Annotated in this window: 16 protein-coding genes; 4 read left to right on the plus strand and 12 right to left on the minus strand. The window is 40.1% G+C overall.

The window, feature by feature from the left end; translation table 11 throughout:
• Positions 1 to 50 precede the first annotated feature (50 nt).
• Together kynU and BUE31_RS03205 are read left to right on the plus strand one after the other, a co-directional pair.
• Positions 51 to 1,328, plus strand: a complete 1,278-nt coding sequence (kynU, locus tag BUE31_RS03200) for a kynureninase (RefSeq protein ID WP_073400175.1) — start codon at positions 51 to 53, stop codon at positions 1,326 to 1,328.
• 108 nt (positions 1,329 to 1,436) lie between these two features.
• A complete protein-coding gene (locus tag BUE31_RS03205; RefSeq protein WP_073400177.1) occupies positions 1,437 to 2,345 on the plus strand; it encodes a histone deacetylase family protein in 909 nt (302 codons plus the stop codon).
• Between the two features lie 117 nt (positions 2,346 to 2,462).
• Here the strand turns inward: BUE31_RS03205 and BUE31_RS03210 are convergent, their stop codons facing one another.
• From BUE31_RS03210 to BUE31_RS03220, 3 genes are all read right to left on the minus strand, one after another.
• Positions 2,463 to 3,839: an MATE family efflux transporter gene (locus BUE31_RS03210; protein ID WP_073400179.1), complete on the minus strand. Its 1,377-nt coding sequence runs from the start codon at positions 3,837 to 3,839 to the stop codon at positions 2,463 to 2,465.
• A 124-nt stretch (positions 3,840 to 3,963) separates the two neighbouring features.
• A complete protein-coding gene (locus BUE31_RS03215) occupies positions 3,964 to 4,587 on the minus strand; it encodes an AlbA family DNA-binding domain-containing protein (protein WP_073400181.1) in 624 nt (207 codons plus the stop codon).
• Complete coding sequence (locus BUE31_RS03220; protein WP_073400183.1) at positions 4,584 to 5,060, minus strand: GNAT family N-acetyltransferase; 477 nt, start codon at positions 5,058 to 5,060, stop codon at positions 4,584 to 4,586. Before BUE31_RS03220 ends, BUE31_RS03215 begins: the two co-directional genes overlap by 4 nt.
• A 262-nt stretch (positions 5,061 to 5,322) precedes the next feature.
• Here BUE31_RS03220 and BUE31_RS03225 point away from each other — a divergent pair, with 262 nt between their 5' ends.
• Entirely contained in the window at positions 5,323 to 5,505 is a 183-nt protein-coding gene (locus tag BUE31_RS03225) for a hypothetical protein (RefSeq protein WP_073400185.1), read from the plus strand.
• A 65-nt stretch (positions 5,506 to 5,570) separates the two neighbouring features.
• Here BUE31_RS03225 and BUE31_RS03230 read toward each other — a convergent pair whose 3' ends face one another.
• From BUE31_RS03230 to BUE31_RS03270, 9 genes are all read right to left on the minus strand, one after another.
• Positions 5,571 to 6,365, minus strand: a complete 795-nt coding sequence (locus BUE31_RS03230; protein ID WP_073400187.1) for an SDR family NAD(P)-dependent oxidoreductase — start codon at positions 6,363 to 6,365, stop codon at positions 5,571 to 5,573.
• 205 nt (positions 6,366 to 6,570) lie between these two features.
• Positions 6,571 to 7,878 (minus strand): tetratricopeptide repeat protein, encoded by a 1,308-nt coding sequence (locus BUE31_RS03235; RefSeq protein WP_073400189.1) that lies wholly within the window; start codon positions 7,876 to 7,878, stop codon positions 6,571 to 6,573.
• Positions 7,879 to 7,882: 4 nt separating this feature from the next.
• Entirely contained in the window at positions 7,883 to 9,001 is a 1,119-nt protein-coding gene (locus BUE31_RS03240; protein WP_073400191.1) for a tetratricopeptide repeat protein, read from the minus strand.
• A gap of 3 nt (positions 9,002 to 9,004) precedes the next feature.
• Positions 9,005 to 11,557, minus strand: a complete 2,553-nt coding sequence (gyrA, locus tag BUE31_RS03245) for a DNA gyrase subunit A (RefSeq protein WP_073400193.1) — start codon at positions 11,555 to 11,557, stop codon at positions 9,005 to 9,007.
• 277 nt (positions 11,558 to 11,834) lie between these two features.
• Positions 11,835 to 12,248: a hypothetical protein gene (locus BUE31_RS03250; protein ID WP_073400195.1), complete on the minus strand. Its 414-nt coding sequence runs from the start codon at positions 12,246 to 12,248 to the stop codon at positions 11,835 to 11,837.
• A 69-nt stretch (positions 12,249 to 12,317) separates the two neighbouring features.
• On the minus strand, positions 12,318 to 13,229 hold the full coding sequence (hemF, locus tag BUE31_RS03255) for an oxygen-dependent coproporphyrinogen oxidase (RefSeq protein ID WP_073400197.1): 912 nt from the start codon (positions 13,227 to 13,229) through the stop codon (positions 12,318 to 12,320).
• 563 nt (positions 13,230 to 13,792) lie between these two features.
• The gene (locus BUE31_RS03260) at positions 13,793 to 15,028 is read right to left on the minus strand and encodes an MFS transporter (protein ID WP_073400199.1); all 1,236 of its coding nucleotides are present in this window, start codon (positions 15,026 to 15,028) and stop codon (positions 13,793 to 13,795) included.
• Positions 15,029 to 15,141: 113 nt separating this feature from the next.
• On the minus strand, positions 15,142 to 15,339 hold the full coding sequence (locus tag BUE31_RS03265; RefSeq protein WP_073400201.1) for a cold-shock protein: 198 nt from the start codon (positions 15,337 to 15,339) through the stop codon (positions 15,142 to 15,144).
• A 140-nt stretch (positions 15,340 to 15,479) separates the two neighbouring features.
• Positions 15,480 to 16,115, minus strand: a complete 636-nt coding sequence (locus tag BUE31_RS03270) for a peroxiredoxin (RefSeq protein WP_073400203.1) — start codon at positions 16,113 to 16,115, stop codon at positions 15,480 to 15,482.
• A gap of 272 nt (positions 16,116 to 16,387) precedes the next feature.
• Between BUE31_RS03270 and BUE31_RS03275 the strand changes: the two genes are divergently transcribed.
• Positions 16,388 to 18,172, plus strand: coding sequence for a glycoside hydrolase family 15 protein (locus BUE31_RS03275; protein WP_073400205.1), 1,785 nt, complete (start codon positions 16,388 to 16,390; stop codon positions 18,170 to 18,172).
• The last annotated feature ends 76 nt before the right edge of the window (positions 18,173 to 18,248 follow it).

The raw sequence follows: 18,248 nt of genomic DNA on the forward strand, positions 1-18,248 counted from the left end.
TACTTTGTGTCGCTTTCTATTTTTGCCTTTTATCGATTTAGAATTACCCAATGACCTACCAAAATACTTTAGCTTTCGCTACGCAGCTTGATGAGCAGGATCCGTTAAAAGATTTTCAATCTAAATTTCTTGTGCCAAAGCATAAGGGCAAAGACGTAATCTATTTTTGCGGTAACTCACTGGGTCTGCAGCCTGCCATCGCTCAGCAATATGTATCCGGGATCTTTAACAATTGGAAGGAGCTTGGTATTGAAGGTTTTTTTGCCGGGGGCGATCCATGGCTGGGGTATCATAAACAGCTTACACAAACACTTTCGGGCATAGTTGGGGCAAAAAGCGAAGAAGTTACCGTTATGAACTCACTTACAGTAAACCTTCACTTGTTGATGGTAAGTTTCTATAAGCCAACACAAAAACGTTTTAAAATATTAATGGAAGGCGGCGCTTTTCCGTCAGATCAGTATGCTTTGGCAAGTCAGGCAAGGTTTCATGGGTATGACCCAAAAGAGGCTATTATCGAGATTTTTCCGCGTGAAGGAGAGTTTATTTTAAGAACGGAAGATATCCTTGAAGCCATAAACAAACATGCTGATGACCTTGTTTTGGTGCTTTTCGGCGGAATAAATTATTACACAGGGCAGTGCTTTGATATGGAAGAAATAACGAAGGCAACCCACAAAATTGGCGCCTATGCCGGGTTTGACCTGGCACACGCAGCTGGTAATGTGGTTTTAAAAATGCATGATTGGGGTGTGGATTTTGCCTGTTGGTGTTCTTACAAATACATGAACTCAGGGCCCGGCGGCATCAGCGGGATTTTTGTGAATGAAAAGCATTTTAATAATAAAGATTTAAACCGGTTTGCCGGCTGGTGGGGATACCGGGAAGATGAACGCTTTTTAATGACCCAGGACTTTAAGCCAGAGATAGGTGCTGCTGGCTGGCAGCTAAGCACCAGTCCAATCATGCTCCTGGCTTTACATAAGGCCGCCCTTGACGTTTTTGAGCAAGCGGGCGGTATTATCCCGTTGCGAACAAAAAGCGAGCAACTGACGGCATATTTGGAGTTTTTGATCAACGGGATCAACCAGGATAAGAATGATGAGCTTTTTAAGATCATCACCCCAAAAAACAAACAGGACCGCGGCTGCCAGCTTTCAATAGTTTGTAAGCAAAATGCCAAAGCAACCTTTAATTATTTAACCGAAAACGGCGTTATCGGCGATTGGCGTGAACCAAACGTAATTCGTTTAGCTCCTGTGCCGCTTTATAACAGCTTTAAGCAAGTTTTTGAAGTTGGGCGGATACTTAGAGCTTCCGTGGATTAGTTGATGTTGTAATGGTTGTAGGCGTTGTAAAAGTAGAAAGCATGATAAAAGCATATGTTCCTTTTGACTCATCAACTTACCGACCAATGACTAATGACTCGATGACCAATGACTAACTTGAAGATAGCTTATGATCCGATTTACGCTCATCCTTTACCCGAAGGGCACCGCTTCCCGATGCTGAAGTATGAGCTGATCCCGGCGCAGTTATTACATGAAGGGCTTATTAGTGAAGAGAATTTATTTTCACCCGGCCTGCCGGAAGAAGAGGTGATCCTGTTGACACATGATAAAACCTATTGGGAACAATTGCGCGATCTTACCCTGCCGCCACGTGAGCAAAGGAGAACCGGCTTCCCTTTATCCGCCAAATTAATTGAGCGGGAAATAAGAATTGCTAAAGGAACCATTGATGGTTGCCACTATGCAAAAGAGTTTGGCGTTGCCTTTAATGTTGCAGGTGGCACGCATCATGCCGGTACTAACTGGGGCGAAGGTTTTTGTTTATTGAACGATCAGGCAATTGCAGCTAATTATTTGTTAATTAATAAATTAGCTACATCTATCTTAATAATCGATTTAGACGTGCACCAGGGAAATGGCACCGCCCAGATCTTTGAAAACAATCCAAAGGTATTTACATTCTCCATGCATGGGGCCAATAATTTCCCCTTCCGGAAAGAACGGTCAGACCTGGATCTGCCATTGCCCGATGATACCGGCGACGATGAATACCTGGGTTTGCTAAAAGAAACCTTATCACGTTTGATAAGGCAGCAACACCCGGATTTTATATTTTACTTATCCGGTGTAGATGTGCTGGCGTCAGATAAATTGGGCAAAATGGCTTTAAGCAAAGCAGCTTGTAAAGAGCGTGATCGTTTTGTATTTGAACAATGCATAATGAACAAAATCCCTGTGCAGGTAAGCATGGGAGGGGGCTACTCACCCAATATTAAAGATATTGTTGAAGCGCATTGTAATACCTATAGGGTGGCAAATGAGTTGTATTTTTAATAGTATGCCCAGTAAAACTCCGTGTCTCTCAGTGTTATTTCTCAGCGAACTCTGCGGTAAAAAAGATAACCACGGAATTCGCAAAGAGAGCACAAAAATCCACAGAGGGCTAAAAATTTAGTCTTGTGCAATAATTAAAACTGTTTTATCCCGATGCTTTTTGCTGATGAATTGAAAGCGGAAAAACAGCAAGATTGCCGACGCCATTAAACCCAGCACCAACCCATACCAAATGCCGGCAACTCCCAAATGTAATGGCATTCCCAGCAGGTAGCCAACCGGAAGGCCTATTACCCAGTAAGCCAAAAACGTAATTACTGTTGGGATGTTTACATCACCCATACCTCGTAAAATACCAAGTCCGACAACCTGTGTTCCATCAAACAATTGAAAGAAAGCGGCAATGATAAGTAATTGTGCTGCAATGGTTATAACTGCTTTATCTGAAGTGTACATCCATGGCAGTAAATGATTTCCAAGAGTAAATATAATTGCCGTAACAAACATAAATAGCAATACGATATGGTAGCTTGATATAGCAGAGTGCCGTAAATTCTGATGATCCTTCGCTCCAAAATAATTCCCCGATTTTATCGAAGCAGCTGCCGAAAGTCCGCTGGCCATCATATAAGTGATTGATGCCAGGTTGATGGCTACCTGGTGGGCAGCCTGCTCATGGTATCCAATAGTCCCAATTAAAATGGCAGCTCCGCTAAATGCGCTTATCTCAAAAGTATACTGCAATGCAACAGGCGCACCTATCTTTAAAATTTGTAAACCGCGTGACCGGCTGATGCGTGTGAGCGAAAAACTTGCCAGGTACTTTTTAAAACGCTCTGACCTGAATACGTAAATCCCCATAACAAGAGCCATCACACAACGATCTATCAGCGTGCTGTACCCAACGCCTTTAATACCCATAGGTGTAATACTAAAAAAACCTTTTACGAAAATTATACCCAGGCAAATATTCAACAGGTTTCCCCATATAGATATCAGCATGGCTTGTTTTGTAAAACCGAGGCCTTCGGCAAATTGCTTGAATGTATTAAATATCAACATGGGGATAATTGATAAGCCCAGCAATGTTAAAAATGGCCTGGCCTGGCGTACAACCTCCGGCGTTTGATCAAGGTGTCCCAGTAAAAATGCAGAGGCTAATGCTGTAAGGGCAAAAAGTATAATACCAGTAACCACATTCAAAAACAAACTGTTTGAAAGCAGCTTTCCGCACTCTTCAAAATCATTCCTGCCATTAAGCTGGGCAATTAAAGGTGTTGAGCCGTACGAAATGCCAATGCCTATGACCAGTACAATAATAAAAACACTGTTTGCCAGTGAAACCGCCGCCAGTGAAACTGTACCCGCAAAATGCCCGACAATAATACTGTCTGAAGTTTGAACCAAAGTATGCCCAACCTGCGATATTACAACAGGAATAGCCAGGTGCAGGTTATCACGGTAATGGTTTTTATATTTTTGGTAGATGGTCATGATTAGAGATTAGTTAATTGGAGATTAGGTTTAGTCCGAAAGACAGTAAAGTCCGGAAGTCTGAAAGAAAAAGTTCGAAGTCAAACTAACATTAAAACATTCCAACTTTACAACATTCCAACAACTACGCTGCTGTGTAAAATTCTTCCTTCTCCGTGGTATTTATCCTTATGATGCCTGAAAGGATCAGATCAACCAATAATTTTTGTGCTTTTTTGCGGCCGATTTTCAACAGGTCGCAGCATTCTTTTATGGTGATCCTATCGGTTTTTTCAAGGTATTCAAGCAAAGCTTTTTCGTTGTTTGAATATTCAATTAAAACCCCATCATCGCCTGATGATCGTTTAAGTACATCCACTACAATTTTGCTTGCCAGCACACTCTTATCTTTTACCCTTACATATACCCACCATTTACCATCTTCAGCAAGCGCATAATGGGGTTTTAAAGTGCTTTCCACAATCTCAACTATCAGCACCAGCTTATCATCAATATAAACCTCTTCAAAAATGGGTTCAAGCGCCGGCCGGGCATAAAGGTGAGCGGCTTTCGTTATCATATAGCGCTCTTCGTCTTCTGATTTTACGCCTTTTATAGTGCCATCATCAGCTACGCCTATTAATAACCTTCCGCCTTTATTATTGGCGTAGCTAACCATTGTACGCGCTATTTTTTCGCAACTGGTAATTGTTTTCTTAAAGTCGAGTTTAACACCTTCGCCCTCAAAAATCAGCCTTTTCAAATTCATTTTTCTTCTTTCTCCTTTTTAAGCGATTGATAAGGTGTAAATATTTCCATCCAGTTTTCGGGCTTGCTGATCGCTGTAAAGCCAAACTGGCTGTATAAGCCCTGCGCATCTGCCGTTGCCAGCGACCATCGCCTTAAGCCCTGTAATTCCGGGTGCTTAACGATGGTTTGCATCAGCCATTTTGATAGTCCCTGTCGCCTGTATGCCGTTAATATAAATACATCGCAAATGTAAGCAAATGTGGCCTTATCGGTTACCACCCGGGCAAAGCCTGCCAATTTATTTTGATGATAGACGCCAAAATTAAGCGAACCGGCAATGGCTTTTTTTAATGTTTCAACAGGGATTCCCTGGGCCCAATACGATTCTTTGTCCAGGTAGTTATAGATCACCTCAAAATCAAGCAGACTTTGATCTGTAGAAATATGAAAATCTTTTTTTTGGAAAACAGCATCATTCATTATCACGTACATTATTGGTCAGGATTTGATGTAAAACCGGTAGGGGAGGTGTATAAATTAAATGTTCTTCACCTTGTGGCTAATATCTGAAATTTCCCGGTAAAAGCAATCCTGGTAAACACAATTTTAATTTTCTGTGTCATTCTTAGCCGTTTAATAAGTGAAAACAATTTTATAATGATAGGCCTGTTTATAATTAATAAAGAAAATAATACAAACAATGGCGAAAGTGTGTGGTTGTAACTTTTACTACTAAATAAAACATATAAAACCTATGAAAAAGCAAATTTTTAATTTCGTGCTGATCGCAGCGGTGATTGGTTCAATAGCAGCAGGTTGTGGCGCATCAAAAGATGCCAGTACTAAAGATACTACAAAAAAAGATACAACAACTAAAATGACAGCGCCACCGGTTGCAAAACCAGATACGATGAAAAAGGACACAACGCATCACTAAGATGCATATCAAACAAAACGCCCGGATTAAAATACCCGGGCGTTTTGTTTGATAAAGACTTTTTATTAAAACGGACTTTTTACTAATCCGCCGTCAGCTCTTATAGCGGCGCCATTGGTTGCAATAGACAGGTCGCTTGCAATGTATGCAACTGTGCTCGCAATTTCATCAGGATCAATAAAGCGTTGAAGGATTGATGTTGGCCTTGCGCTTTTAAAAAATTCCTTTTCCATTTCTTCAATTGTAAGATTTTTTTGGGCAGCAAGGTCCTTTACAAAAGTGCCGGCGCCTTCAGACCATGTTGGCCCTGGCAATACCGCATTCACTGTTACATTAGTGCCTTTCGTAAGCTCGGCTAATCCGCGTGCTACGGCTATTTGCGCGGTCTTGGTCATTCCGTAATGGATCATTTCTTCAGGAATCTGCAGGGCTGATTCGCTTGAAATAAATATGATCCGGCCCCAGTTTTTCTCAATCATTTTATCAAAATAAGCCCTTGATAAACGTACACCGCTTAAAACATTTACCTCGTAAAATTTAAACCAATCTTCATCAGTTATATCCCGGAATTCCTTTGGTTCAAAAATGCCCACATTGTTAATTAATATATCAACCTCCGGAAGCTGAGCAATTAGTTGGTCAACTTGCGTCTTATCAGAAAAATCTGCAACTATCCCTTTGATGTTTTTATTCCCGGTTTCTTTCTTTAAGTTTTCTACGGCCAGGTTAACGCGTTCAACTGTTCGACCGTTTACAAATACTTCAACGCCTTCATTAGCCAGGGCCTTTGCAATTGCAAATCCAATACCGGCAGTTGAGCCGGTAACCAGGGCAATTTTATTTTTTATTTTAAGATCCATGATTTTAATTTATTAGATGTTTTTCAAAAACAAGTTTAGCGATGTTTTTTGACTTAGATGAATATCTGCTAAAAGATGGAATGAACCTGACATTTTTAAAGACTGATCAAATAATATTATTTAGTCTCATAATTAACATTATGTTAAGTAATATTTTCAATTTAAAGGGGATCAAAACCAATCCCCTTTAATAATATGTTCTTAATTACTTCCCTCCGCTTGTAAGGGCATCTATTTGTTGTTTTAATTCTGTAGCTTTTGCTTTGTTTTCAGCAGCATGTGCAGGGTCAGTTTTTGCCCTGTAATAGTTCCTTAAGTTTGTTAAAGCATCAATCGATTTTGGATTAATATCAACCGCCTTTTGTAAAAAAGGTTTAGCAATGTCAAGCTGTGTATTTGATTTTGCAATTGCAGCATCATATTCTTTTTGCTTGTTTGATGGCAATTTGTTAGCCGCATTATAAATGTCAAGCGCCGGACGCATTAATACATAACCCAGGTTCATGTTGGCTTCAAAATAATTGGCATCAATATCAATCGCTTTTTTGTAAGCATCTGTAGCCTTAGCATAGTTGTCCATCGCTGTTGCGTGTTCTTTAGTTTTTGTTGCATCGTCTTTGGCTTTTTCAGCCCTTGCGTTGGCTGCGTCACCAACCTGCGAATAGGTTAAACCAAGGTAATATTCAAGGTCCTTATTTTTAGGGTCGTTTGCTATCGCGCTTTGAATTTTCCCTACTACCTCAGTTTGTTTGCCGCTTTGCAGGGCCATCTCAATTTCCCTTTTGCGTAATTCAGAATACGCAGGGTATTTTGCAACACCTTCGCCTGCTACTTTTATAGCATTAACAGTATCTTTTGCCAGCAGGTAAATACTTGTCATGTCAAGATATACCCTTGCATTGCCTGAGTATTTAGTAGTTAACAGCTTATTATAATTTGTTATCGCAAGCGGATAGTATTTAGGATCTTTTTCCCCGGCGTTTGCTGCGGACAATGCGGTATAATAGATAGCATTGGTATCATCAGGTAAGGCTATACGGTAGTAATCAAACTCTTTATAAGCATCTTCATATTTTTTATTCTGATAATCCTTTACCCCCGCTGTTAATTTATATTGAGCTAAATTTACATTTGCCGCATCAATAAGTTTTTTATTCTCGCCTTTGGTATCCAGCTCTTTGGCTTTTTTTACTGCTTCGTCTGCAGTTGAAAATAAGGGTGCAGATGTAGTGGCTACGCTATCATCAACCGCTAATGAAGAATATATAGCGGCTTTCAAAGCAGAAGTTTGCGGGTTATTAGCCGTTTTTTCATTTACTGATGCTTTATCAATAGATGTTTTAGCATTCTGGATGCTTGCAGTAGCCTTGGTTGCAAATGCAGCCGCTTTTTGACCACGCAGTGATGCATAAGTATCATACTCGCTTTGCGCATTGTTTAGTTCACCTTTTTGTGCAAAGGTAGCTGCTGAAGCTAAGCCTAAAAGGCATGTCATCAAAAGTTTGATTTTCATGGTATTATTGATTGGTTAACTGTTTTAATTTATTATTTATCCTGTTAGTTTGGTCTTGATTTCCTGATTGTGCATAAACTATTTGCAGCACCTGCAAGCAATCAACATTATTGGGAGATATTTCATTTGCTTTTTCAAGCCATTGAGCTGCACGGGTATTATCCGGAGTATTGCCTTTCTCCTTTTTTCTGGCACTTTCTTTTAAATATAATAATCCAAGGTTAAATATAGGATCATATAATGAACTGTTTAATTCTATCGACCGTAAATAAAGTGATTCAGCTTTATCATACTCATTTAAATGATCATAGCAGATAGCTGCAACAAATGCAATATCTGCGTTGTTTGAATTGTTATCAAGTAAAGCAGGCAATAATGGGGCTAATGACCGGTAATCTTTTCTATTGCTATAAATATTTGCCTCGTCAAGCAATAAGGTCTTATCATTTGGTAAAAGCTTACGTCCTTTTTTTATAATATTGAGCGCACTTATAGTATCACCTAATAATTTGTAATTGTTTGATGCAGCCTGTACGTACTCAACCTTAGTGCTGTCGCTGTTAACCATGTCGGCATAGTATTTAGCTGCAGTCTGCATATTACCCAGCTTGTTATTTGAATAAGCAATATAAGTATTAAGCGGCTTAAATGAAGGCGCGTATTTTTGCGCGCTTTGAAATAGCTGCAGCGCATTGCCAAAGTCGGATTTATTCATATACACAAAAGCTTTGCGCATATATACGTTGGCCAGGCATCTTTTCGAATAATCAATTTCCGACTGGTATTTGTAAGCTTTTCTTTTTGATGACAGGTTATCAATCAGGTTTACTGTTTGTGTAAAAAAACTAGCCGGCTGATTAAGCTTATTCAGCGAATCAATATAAAGTATGCTTGAATTAACAACAATACGGTAAACAGTTTTTTCCACATCCATTGAGTCGGCACGGGTGGTGATCAGGCTATCTACCGTTTTTTTAGCGTTGGCTAAATATTTCAAGTCCTTTTTTTGCTTATAAAAGGCCAGGCTGTTAACTACGCCTTTAAGTACTTCTGTTTGGCAAAATGCAACAGAAGTACTAAAGGACAGCAGTAAAACCGGTAATATAATTTTACGGCAATTCATGCATTATTCATTTATGTCATCAGCGGCCGGTTCAGTGCCGGTGTTCTCTGGGTTTTCAGCATTTTCATCTATCTCTTTATCTTCATCCTCATCATGCTCAATTTTTGCAACTGATGCTATTTCATCATTCCCTTTAAGGGTAATCAACCTAACGCCCTGGGTAGCTCTTCCCATAGTTCTTAACTCACTTATAGCTATCCTTATTATAACGCCCGATTTATTGATGATCATCAGGTCCTCATTATCAGTAACACCTTTTATGGCAACAAGTTTTCCGGTTTTATCAGTAATGTTTAAAGTTTTTACACCTTTACCACCACGGTTAGTTACCCTGTAATCATCAATATCGGTACGTTTTCCATAACCTTTTTCTGACACTACCAACACAGTTGTTTCCGGGTTATCAATACTGATCATACCAACAACTTCATCATCTGCATTTTCAAGTGAAATTCCTCTAACACCTGTAGCTGTTCTGCCCATTGGCCTAACTGTCGACTCATTGAAGCGGATTGCACGGCCTGATTTTAAAGCCATTACAATTTCGCTTGTACCACTGGTTAAGTTTGCCTCTAATAATGAATCGCCTTCATTAATATTTATCGCATTTATACCATTTGCACGCGGACGTGAGTAAGCCTCAAGTGAGGTCTTTTTAATGGTACCTTTTTTGGTACACATTATAATAAAGTTGTTTTCCAGGTATTCAGTATCCTTCAGGCTGATCAGTTTGATATAAGCCTTAATGTTTTCTTCTTTCGGGATATTGATGATATTCTGAATAGCCCTGCCTTTTGATGTGCGGGTGCCTTCCGGAATTTCAAATACCCTGAGCCAGAAACACTGGCCTGATTCGGTAAAGAACAACATGTAATTGTGGTTTGATGCAATCAGCAAGTGTTCAATAAAATCCGCATCGCGGCTATTGCTTCCTATTGCGCCTTTGCCACCCCTGCCCTGTCTGCGGTATTCAGTCAAAGGCGTACGTTTAATGTACCCTTCGCGTGATATGGTGATTACAACATCCTCATCCTCAATAAAATCCTCCGTATTCATCTCAGCAGATGAGTGCACCATTTCGGTTTTGCGCTCATCGCCATATTTATCGCGGATCTCAATTAGTTCGTCTTTAATTATCTGCATCCGCAGGCCTTCATCAGCCAAAATAGATCTCAAATAATCAATCAGTTTCATTAAGCCTTCGTATTCGTCTTTTATCTTATCGCGCTCAAGTCCGGTTAACCTTCTTAAGGTCATGTCCAAAATTGCACGCGCCTGTAAGTCGCTTAATCCAAACTGGGTAATTAAACCTTCCCTTGCATCATCCGGCGTATTTGAAGCTCTTATCAGCTTTATTACTTCATCCAGGTGATCTAAAGCTATCAGCAAACCTTCCAGGATATGCGCACGTTTTTCAGCTTCTGAAAGCTCGAATTTGGCGCGGCGGATCACTACCTCATGCCTGTGCTCAACAAAGTGATGGATCAGGTCCTTCAGGTTAAGCAGCATTGGCCTGCCGTGTACAAGCGCAATATTATTGATGCTGAATGATGTTTGAAGCGCAGTTTGTTTGTACAGGTTATTTAGTACAATAGCCGCGTTAGCATCGCGTTTTATTTCATAAACAACACGGATGCCTTCTCTGTTAGATTCATCCCTGATGGCAGAAATACCTTCAATCTTTTTATCATTTACCAGCTCGGCAGTACGCTCAATCATCAGCGCCTTGTTTATCTGGTAAGGAATTTCGGATACGATAATCCGTTCGCGGTCGCCGTTGTAAATTTCAATTTCAGCCCTTGAGCGGATAACTATCCTGCCGCGGCCGGTTTCAAAAGCCTGGCGCGCACCATCAAATCCATATATAATTGCTCCCGTTGGAAAATCGGGACCTTTAATATGCACCATCAACTCATCAATTGTAATTTCGCGGTTATCAATCAGTGCCAGGGTCGCGTTAACCACTTCAGTAAGGTTATGCGGCGCCATATTGGTGGCCATACCTACCGCAATACCCGATGCTCCGTTAACCAGCAAATTAGGAAACTTGGCCGGTAAAACCGTTGGTTCCTGTAACGAGTCGTCAAAGTTTAACTGGAAATCAATAGTGTCTTTGTTAATATCAGCAAGCATTTCTTCTGCTATCTTTTCAAGCCTTGCTTCTGTATAACGCATCGCTGCGGGCTGATCACCATCAATTGAACCGTAATTACCCTGTCCCTCAACAAAAGGGTAGCGCAGGCTCCAGTCCTGTGCCATACGCACCATAGCATCATAAACTGATGTATCGCCATGCGGGTGGTACTTACCCAACACCTCGCCCACTATACGGGCTGATTTTTTGTAGGGCTTGTTATTTGCTAACCCCAAATCAAGCATACCATACAATACACGCCTGTGAACGGGTTTTAAACCGTCGCGTACATCAGGTAATGCCCTCGATACGATAACCGACATTGAATAATCAATGTAGGCTGCCCGCATTTCTTCATCAATATTTATCGAAATTATTCTGTCTTCTGGTGGTGTATTTCCGTTTCCTGTTTCTTCGGCCATTTTTTATTTCTCTGTAGATTCTTCTCTATAATTGCGTGTCTAAAAAAGTGTTTTTAAACCACCCGCGAAGTTAAGAAAATTAATGGTTTTTCCAGTAATGTTGGTAACAATTGTGTGTGGAAAAGAGTCGGGAAAGTCCGAAAAGTCAGTAAAGTCCGAAAGTCTGAAAGTTGATAAGTTTTAAAGTAAATAAACGTTTGAAAACCGGATCAGTTACATTTTAAACTTAGGCCAAAAATCATTCAGACTTTACTGACTTCTGGTCTTTCGGACTTATTTAACCTTTAACCTTCTTCCAGTATTCCTTTACAGCATTGCCGTTTGGCAAGGTTCCGCTAAGAGTAAGAGTATCATTCCGGATAGAATAAAGGTAATGGATGCTCACCCCTACCAATTTTGATTCCTGGGCGCTAAAGGTTTGTGTTTCTATACAGGTATCGGCATTTAAGTTGTAGTCGCCAGCTTCATACTTTTGAGGTTTTTCGCCTTTTTCCAATAAAAATGACTCATAGTTTTTTGAGGCGTATTTTCTTTGCAGTGTATATTCTGTTGGCGCACCTTCAACTTTTCCGTTAAACACATCACCGCAATATTCCCAGGTACCTTTAAGAGGATTTGAGTAATTAAAAGAAGTAATTATTAAACCAAATATTACCAGGCACCCGGTTTTATAAATTGTTTTTATGCTCATATTCTATTATAACGCAATTAAATGCTATTACGATACCCCAATGACTAATGACTAATGACCAATGATTATTTACGCCCAATTAATACCTTTTTTTAATAAGGATAACGTTTTTTCTTCCTCACTGCCGGGCTCAGGCTGGTAATTATAAACCCACTTGGCAGTTGGCGGCAAGCTCATTAGTATAGATTCTATCCGGCCATTTGTCTCCAGTCCAAATTTAGTTCCGGCATCATATACCAGGTTAAATTCAGTATACCGGCTGCGGCGCTGGTATTGCCAAAGCTGCTGCTGTTCTGTAAATTGGGTATCGCGGTTGCGTTTAACCAGTTCGGTATATATCGGGATAAATGAACGCCCCAGTGCTTTTGAAAATTCAAAAATAGTTTCCCATGTCAACCCATCGTTTGCAGTTAGGCGGTCGTAAAAAATGCCCCCTATTCCGCGGGTTTCATTACGGTGTTTAATGAAAAAATAATCATCGGCCCAGGTTTTAAAGCGATGGTAGAAATCGTGGTTAAATTGAGCACAAACCGACTTTAAATAAGCATGAAAGTATTGTGCATCGCCATCAATTACATAATGCGGGGTTAGGTCTATCCCACCACCAAACCAGCGTAATGGCTCATGGTCAGCGTCAGCAGACGGCATCTCAAAATATCGAATGTTCATGTGGATGATAGGCACCATCGGATGATTGGGATGGATAACTATTGATACGCCGGTTGCAAAAAAGTCTTCCTGGTCTACATTCATCGCTTTTTTCATGGTATGCGGAAGCTTACCATGCACGGCAGAAAAATTAACCCCGCCTTTTTCAAAGATCTTCCCGTTTTGAATAATCCGGGTACGACCGCCACCGCCGCCTTCACGTTCCCACTTCTCTTCTTCAAAATGCGCCAGTCTGTCGCATTCTTCAAGCGCTGCGCATATCTCATCCTGTATCAGTTGATATTCAGCAGCTATCTCTTCCTTGCTAATCATGGGGTAAAGTTGCAGATTTTTTTGATAGAGATACAATATTTTGCGTCTCCTGTATTAGATAAATTGACCCTTAAAATCGCCGAAACAGCTTGGGTCTATGAAAAAAGTACGTTTTGGTCATGTCTAAAAGTACCCTAAAAACGGGCAAAACGGATTTTGGTCATGTCCCAAAATACCCCAAAAACGGGCAAAGTGCATTTAGGCCATGTCTAAAAACAGCAAAAAACGGGCAAAAACCATTTAGGTCATTTGGTGTAAAAGCCCCCGAATGCAAATGGAGATGAGGAAAATTCAACTTTCTATACCCTTAAATCAATATTTTAAAGAACAATTTAGGGTGAAGATATTTCAATCAGAAAAAATTAAAAGAGCTGATTATAAATTTAATTGGGTAATATCTTCAAATTCGACCAAAGAAATTGGCGCAAGGTGAGGCCAAAAGATCAACTTCAGCGTAACACAAATATACGAAATCCGGCTGATACAATTGCAGTCAGGTTGTTAAAAAACAGTCAGATTTATCAACTTTTAGGAGTTGACAAATCTCTTCTCTCCTTGCGCCTCTAAGAAATTTCAACGTAATCTAAATCCTTACTAAAGGTTTCTTTTAACTGACTTAACGAGAATAATGCAATTACGGTTAGTATGGCCATCATAATATATCCGCTGGTAATCATATCATAATGTACTAACAATGCGGTAAAACCCCAGTTAATAATAATCAGCGAGCCCCTTACAAAGTTAGGGACTGTTGTAGCAACTGTTGAGCGGATATTGGTACCAAATTGCTCTGCTGCAATGGTTATAAAAATAGTCCAGTATCCAACCGCACAACCCATAAAAAAGCAGATCCATACAAATTGCTGGCTGGTTATACCTTTTGCATTTAAATATACCGCTGCGCTTATTGCTGACAGAATTAAAAAAATGCACATGGTTAGCTTACGGGATTTGGTTGCCTGCGATAATAGCCCCGCAAATATCCCACCAACCGAAATGCCGATATAAGAGTATAAAATGCCATCACCTGCATTTAGTGCGTCTTTAGCGCCCAATGCTTTACCAAATTCTGGCGATAATGTAACCAGCACTCCTACTACATACCATAGCGGTGCGCCTATTAAAATACAGGCTAAATATTTCCCAAACCGTTTCCAATTAGTAAACAGTATAAAAAAGTTCCCTTTTGATACATGGGTTGCTTGTTCAATGTTTTTAAACATGCCCGATTCAAATGTGCCTATGCGCAATAAAAGTAAAACAATGCCCAAACCGCCGCCTACAAAATAAGCATCGCGCCAGCCGTATTTTGCAACCATTACAGCAGCTGCGGCACCAAAAAGCCCTATAGCAGAAACAATCATGGTGCCATACCCTCTCTTTTCCTTGCTCATGGTCTCGGTTACAAGTGTAATGCCTGCCCCAAGCTCTCCTGCAAGGCCAATACCTGCAATAAAACGGATAATTGTATAAGTGCTTACATCATGAACCAGGCCGTTGGCAAAGTTTGCGATTGAATACAGCAAAATTGAACCAAAAAGCACCTTGATCCGGCCTAATTTGTCGCCTATTACTCCCCATAAAATCCCGCCCAACAATAAGCCAAACATTTGCCAGTTAATAATATGAATACCCTGGGAAAGCACATCGGCAGGTTTAACGCCAATATCAAGCAAGCTTGCTTTTCTTACTATCGAAAAAGTTAAAAGATCATAGATATCAACAAAGTAACCCAATGAGGCTACGAGTACTAAAAAAATAATATTCCTTTTGGCTTTTGCAGCGGCTGCGTCGGTCATAATTGTAATAGTTGGTTTGGCTAAAGTAACAGAATTATTAATAATTTCTTTAAAAAATTAAGCACAAAAAAAACCCCTGTGGAGCAGAGGCTTTTGAAACATCGGTTTCGTAATTATGCTTTTTTTACATTTACTGCCTGTAAACCTTTTCTGCCTTCTTCCACTTCGTAAGTAACGTTATCGTTATCTTTAATGGCGTTTACGCCGCCTTGTACATCTTTGAAGTGTACAAAAAGATCTTTACCGTCGTCGGTAACAATAAAACCATAACCTTTTTGTGTGTTAAACCATTTTACTTTTCCAGTTTTCATAAATAATTATAATTGTGTATTAAAAAATTGTGTTAAAGATTAAAAACCAGACCCAAACTGAATAAAATGGTATTTATTATCAGAAGGATTTAGAAAAACCGTCAGTTCAAATATATAAAATTATTAAATACCAAATAAAATTATTTATTTGGTTGCGGTGTCGTCCTTAAATAGGGTTTAACCAGTGTAAAACCTTTCGGAAATTTGGCAGGGATATCTTCCGTTTTAATTGCAGGCACTACAATAACGTCTTCTCCGTCTTTCCAGTCGGCAGGTGTTGCCACACTGTATTTGGCGGTTAATTGTAATGAATCTATTACGCGTAAAATTTCCTGGAAGTTTCTTCCGGTAGATGCAGGGTAAGTAATAGTCAGCTTAATGGTTTTATCAGGGGCGATAATAAATAACGACCGTACTGTTGCAGTTAATGAAGCATTCGGGTGGATCATATCATAGGCAAGCGCAATTTCGCGGCTCTCATCCCCTATTATCGGGAAATTTACCTCAACATCCTGTGTTTCATTGATATCGTTGATCCAACCTTTGTGCGATTCAACAGAATCAACGCTTAGTGCTACTACCTTAACATTACGCTTATCAAATTCGCTTTTTAACGATGCTGTTTTGCCTAATTCAGTAGTACATACCGGTGTATAGTCTGCCGGATGCGAAAAAAGTACACCCCAGCTATCGCCAAGGAATTCGTAAAAATCAATTTCACCCTGTGATGTGTTTGCCTTAAAATTTGGAGCTAAATCTCCCAGTCGTAAACTCATAATGATATAATGTTTTTGTTAAAAATAATATACTAAGGTAGCTGATTGTTTTATTAATCAATAGTGATATTGAAAAATATTCTATTAATTACGTAGACATTATAGTTCTTGTGAGTCAGAAAGTCGGTAAAGTCGAAAGAAGGATCGCTGATGTAAAATGATGTAGCTGATTTAGCAGATACCGCTATAGTTCGCTCCAACTTTTACAACCTCTGCAACAATTACAACCACTGCAACTAAACTTATTGCACAAAAGCTTGTTATACCTAAACATGGAAAGACACACCTATAATACCGGGATAATTGGAAACTGTGCTTACCTAGCGCACGTAAATAAAAATACAAATATCGATTGGTTATGCTGGCCCCGCTTTGACAGCACTTTTATTTTTGGTGGGTTACTTGATAAAAAAAAAGGCGGCTCATTTTCAATTTTACCAACTGACGAGTATACTTCGCACCAATATTACCTCGAAAATACCAATGTACTTATAACCGAAATAACCACGGTTAAAGGTGCAAAGTACCGGGTAACTGATTTTGCGCCACGCTTTCATGAACACCAGCGGTATTATAAAGCGCTGATGCTGATCCGTAAAATTGAGGCGTTAGAAGGATCGCCGCAGGTGGTGGTAAAATGTGTGCCGGTATCTGATTATGGAAAAACAAAGCTACATGTTAACCGGGGCAGCAATCATATCCAGTTTTTAGGCGGCGATGAAAATATGCGGCTTACCACAAATATCCCTATCAGCTATGTTTTTGACGAACAACCTTTTGTGATAAATGAATCTAAATACCTTGTGCTTACCTATGGAGAGCCACTTGAAGCCCCCCTGATAAGCACCGCTGAACGTTTTTTACGCGAAACCACCCAGTATTGGCGAACCTGGATAAAGCACTCATCTATAGCTACTTATTTTCAGCCATTTGTTATCAGGTCGGCTTTGGCTTTAAAGATCCACCAGTACGAAGATACCGGGGCTATAATTGCAGCAAGTACTACAAGCCTGCCCGAATCGCCTGGCAGCGGGCGCAATTGGGATTACCGCTATTGCTGGTTGCGCGATACTTATTATGTTTTAACATCGCTAAACCACATCGGTCATTTTGAAGAAATGGAGAAATACTTCAGCTATGTTACTGATATCTCATTTAATGAAAATGAACGCTATCAGCCTTTGTATGGCATTACCGGTAAAAAGGATCTTGTTGAAGAAATAATGACAGACCTGGAAGGTTATATGGGCAACCAGCCTGTACGTGTTGGCAACCAGGCTTCCGAGCACATTCAGAACGATATTTACGGACAGGTGATGATCTCCCTGCTCCCATTGTATACCGATCACCGCTTTGTATTTTCTGAAAGAAAAGATTCTGTTAGATGGATCGAGTTTTTGCTGAGTAAAATTGAGCGCACCATTGATGAAAAAGATGCCGGCATCTGGGAGTTCCGGAACATGGCGAACATTCATTGTTACAGTAACCTTTTTCAATGGGCAGGCGCTTCTGCCGCTGAAAAAATGGCCCGGACCATTGACAACCCCAAATTGGTAAAAAGAGCCATAAAAGTAAAAGAACGTGCTGCTGAGCATATTGAAAGCTGTTATGACCCGGTAAGAAAAGTTTATACCAATTCGGCAGGCAGCTCAAATCTTGATGCCAGCACCTTACAACTGATTATGATGAATTACCTCGACCCGGCATCTGATCGTGCCAAAGATCATTTAATTGCACTGGAGAAAGAGCTTAAAGCCAGTAACGGATTATTTTACAGGTATTTATATAAAGATGATTTTGGTAAACCCAAAACAACATTCCTGATCTGCGCATTCTGGTATATTGAAGCGCTGGCATGTGTTGGCCGGATGGATGATGCCATGCGCGAGTTTGAAAATATACTGCAATATTCAAACCACCTGCTGTTATTCAGCGAGGATGTTGATGAAAACGACGGCAGTCAATGGGGTAATTTCCCGCAGGCCTATAGCCATGTGGGGTTAATGAATGCCGCTTACAGGATTGCTATTAAATTAGACAGGCCGATATTTTTATAGGATGAGGCAAAAGGTTAAAGGCGAAAGGTTTTGAAGAAGGCGAAAGCTGAAAGGTTAAAGGCGAAAGGTAAAATCA

Origin of the sequence: Mucilaginibacter sp. OK098, from assembly GCF_900142915.1 — a bacterium.
In the GTDB taxonomy this organism is placed as follows: Bacteria; Bacteroidota; Bacteroidia; order Sphingobacteriales; family Sphingobacteriaceae; genus Mucilaginibacter.

Coding starts and splice junctions, on each gene's coding strand:
- kynU (WP_073400175.1), top strand. CDS start 51: ATGACCTACCAAAATACTTTAGCTTTCGCTACGCAGCTTGATGAGCAG.
- BUE31_RS03205 (WP_073400177.1), top strand. CDS start 1,437: ATGACTAACTTGAAGATAGCTTATGATCCGATTTACGCTCATCCTTTA.
- BUE31_RS03210 (WP_073400179.1), bottom strand. CDS start 3,839: ATGACCATCTACCAAAAATATAAAAACCATTACCGTGATAACCTGCAC.
- BUE31_RS03215 (WP_073400181.1), bottom strand. CDS start 4,587: ATGAATTTGAAAAGGCTGATTTTTGAGGGCGAAGGTGTTAAACTCGAC.
- BUE31_RS03220 (WP_073400183.1), bottom strand. CDS start 5,060: ATGTACGTGATAATGAATGATGCTGTTTTCCAAAAAAAAGATTTTCAT.
- BUE31_RS03225 (WP_073400185.1), top strand. CDS start 5,323: ATGAAAAAGCAAATTTTTAATTTCGTGCTGATCGCAGCGGTGATTGGT.
- BUE31_RS03230 (WP_073400187.1), bottom strand. CDS start 6,365: ATGGATCTTAAAATAAAAAATAAAATTGCCCTGGTTACCGGCTCAACT.
- BUE31_RS03235 (WP_073400189.1), bottom strand. CDS start 7,878: ATGAAAATCAAACTTTTGATGACATGCCTTTTAGGCTTAGCTTCAGCA.
- BUE31_RS03240 (WP_073400191.1), bottom strand. CDS start 9,001: ATGAATTGCCGTAAAATTATATTACCGGTTTTACTGCTGTCCTTTAGT.
- gyrA (WP_073400193.1), bottom strand. CDS start 11,557: ATGGCCGAAGAAACAGGAAACGGAAATACACCACCAGAAGACAGAATA.
- BUE31_RS03250 (WP_073400195.1), bottom strand. CDS start 12,248: ATGAGCATAAAAACAATTTATAAAACCGGGTGCCTGGTAATATTTGGT.
- hemF (WP_073400197.1), bottom strand. CDS start 13,229: ATGATTAGCAAGGAAGAGATAGCTGCTGAATATCAACTGATACAGGAT.
- BUE31_RS03260 (WP_073400199.1), bottom strand. CDS start 15,028: ATGACCGACGCAGCCGCTGCAAAAGCCAAAAGGAATATTATTTTTTTA.
- BUE31_RS03265 (WP_073400201.1), bottom strand. CDS start 15,339: ATGAAAACTGGAAAAGTAAAATGGTTTAACACACAAAAAGGTTATGGT.
- BUE31_RS03270 (WP_073400203.1), bottom strand. CDS start 16,115: ATGAGTTTACGACTGGGAGATTTAGCTCCAAATTTTAAGGCAAACACA.
- BUE31_RS03275 (WP_073400205.1), top strand. CDS start 16,388: ATGGAAAGACACACCTATAATACCGGGATAATTGGAAACTGTGCTTAC.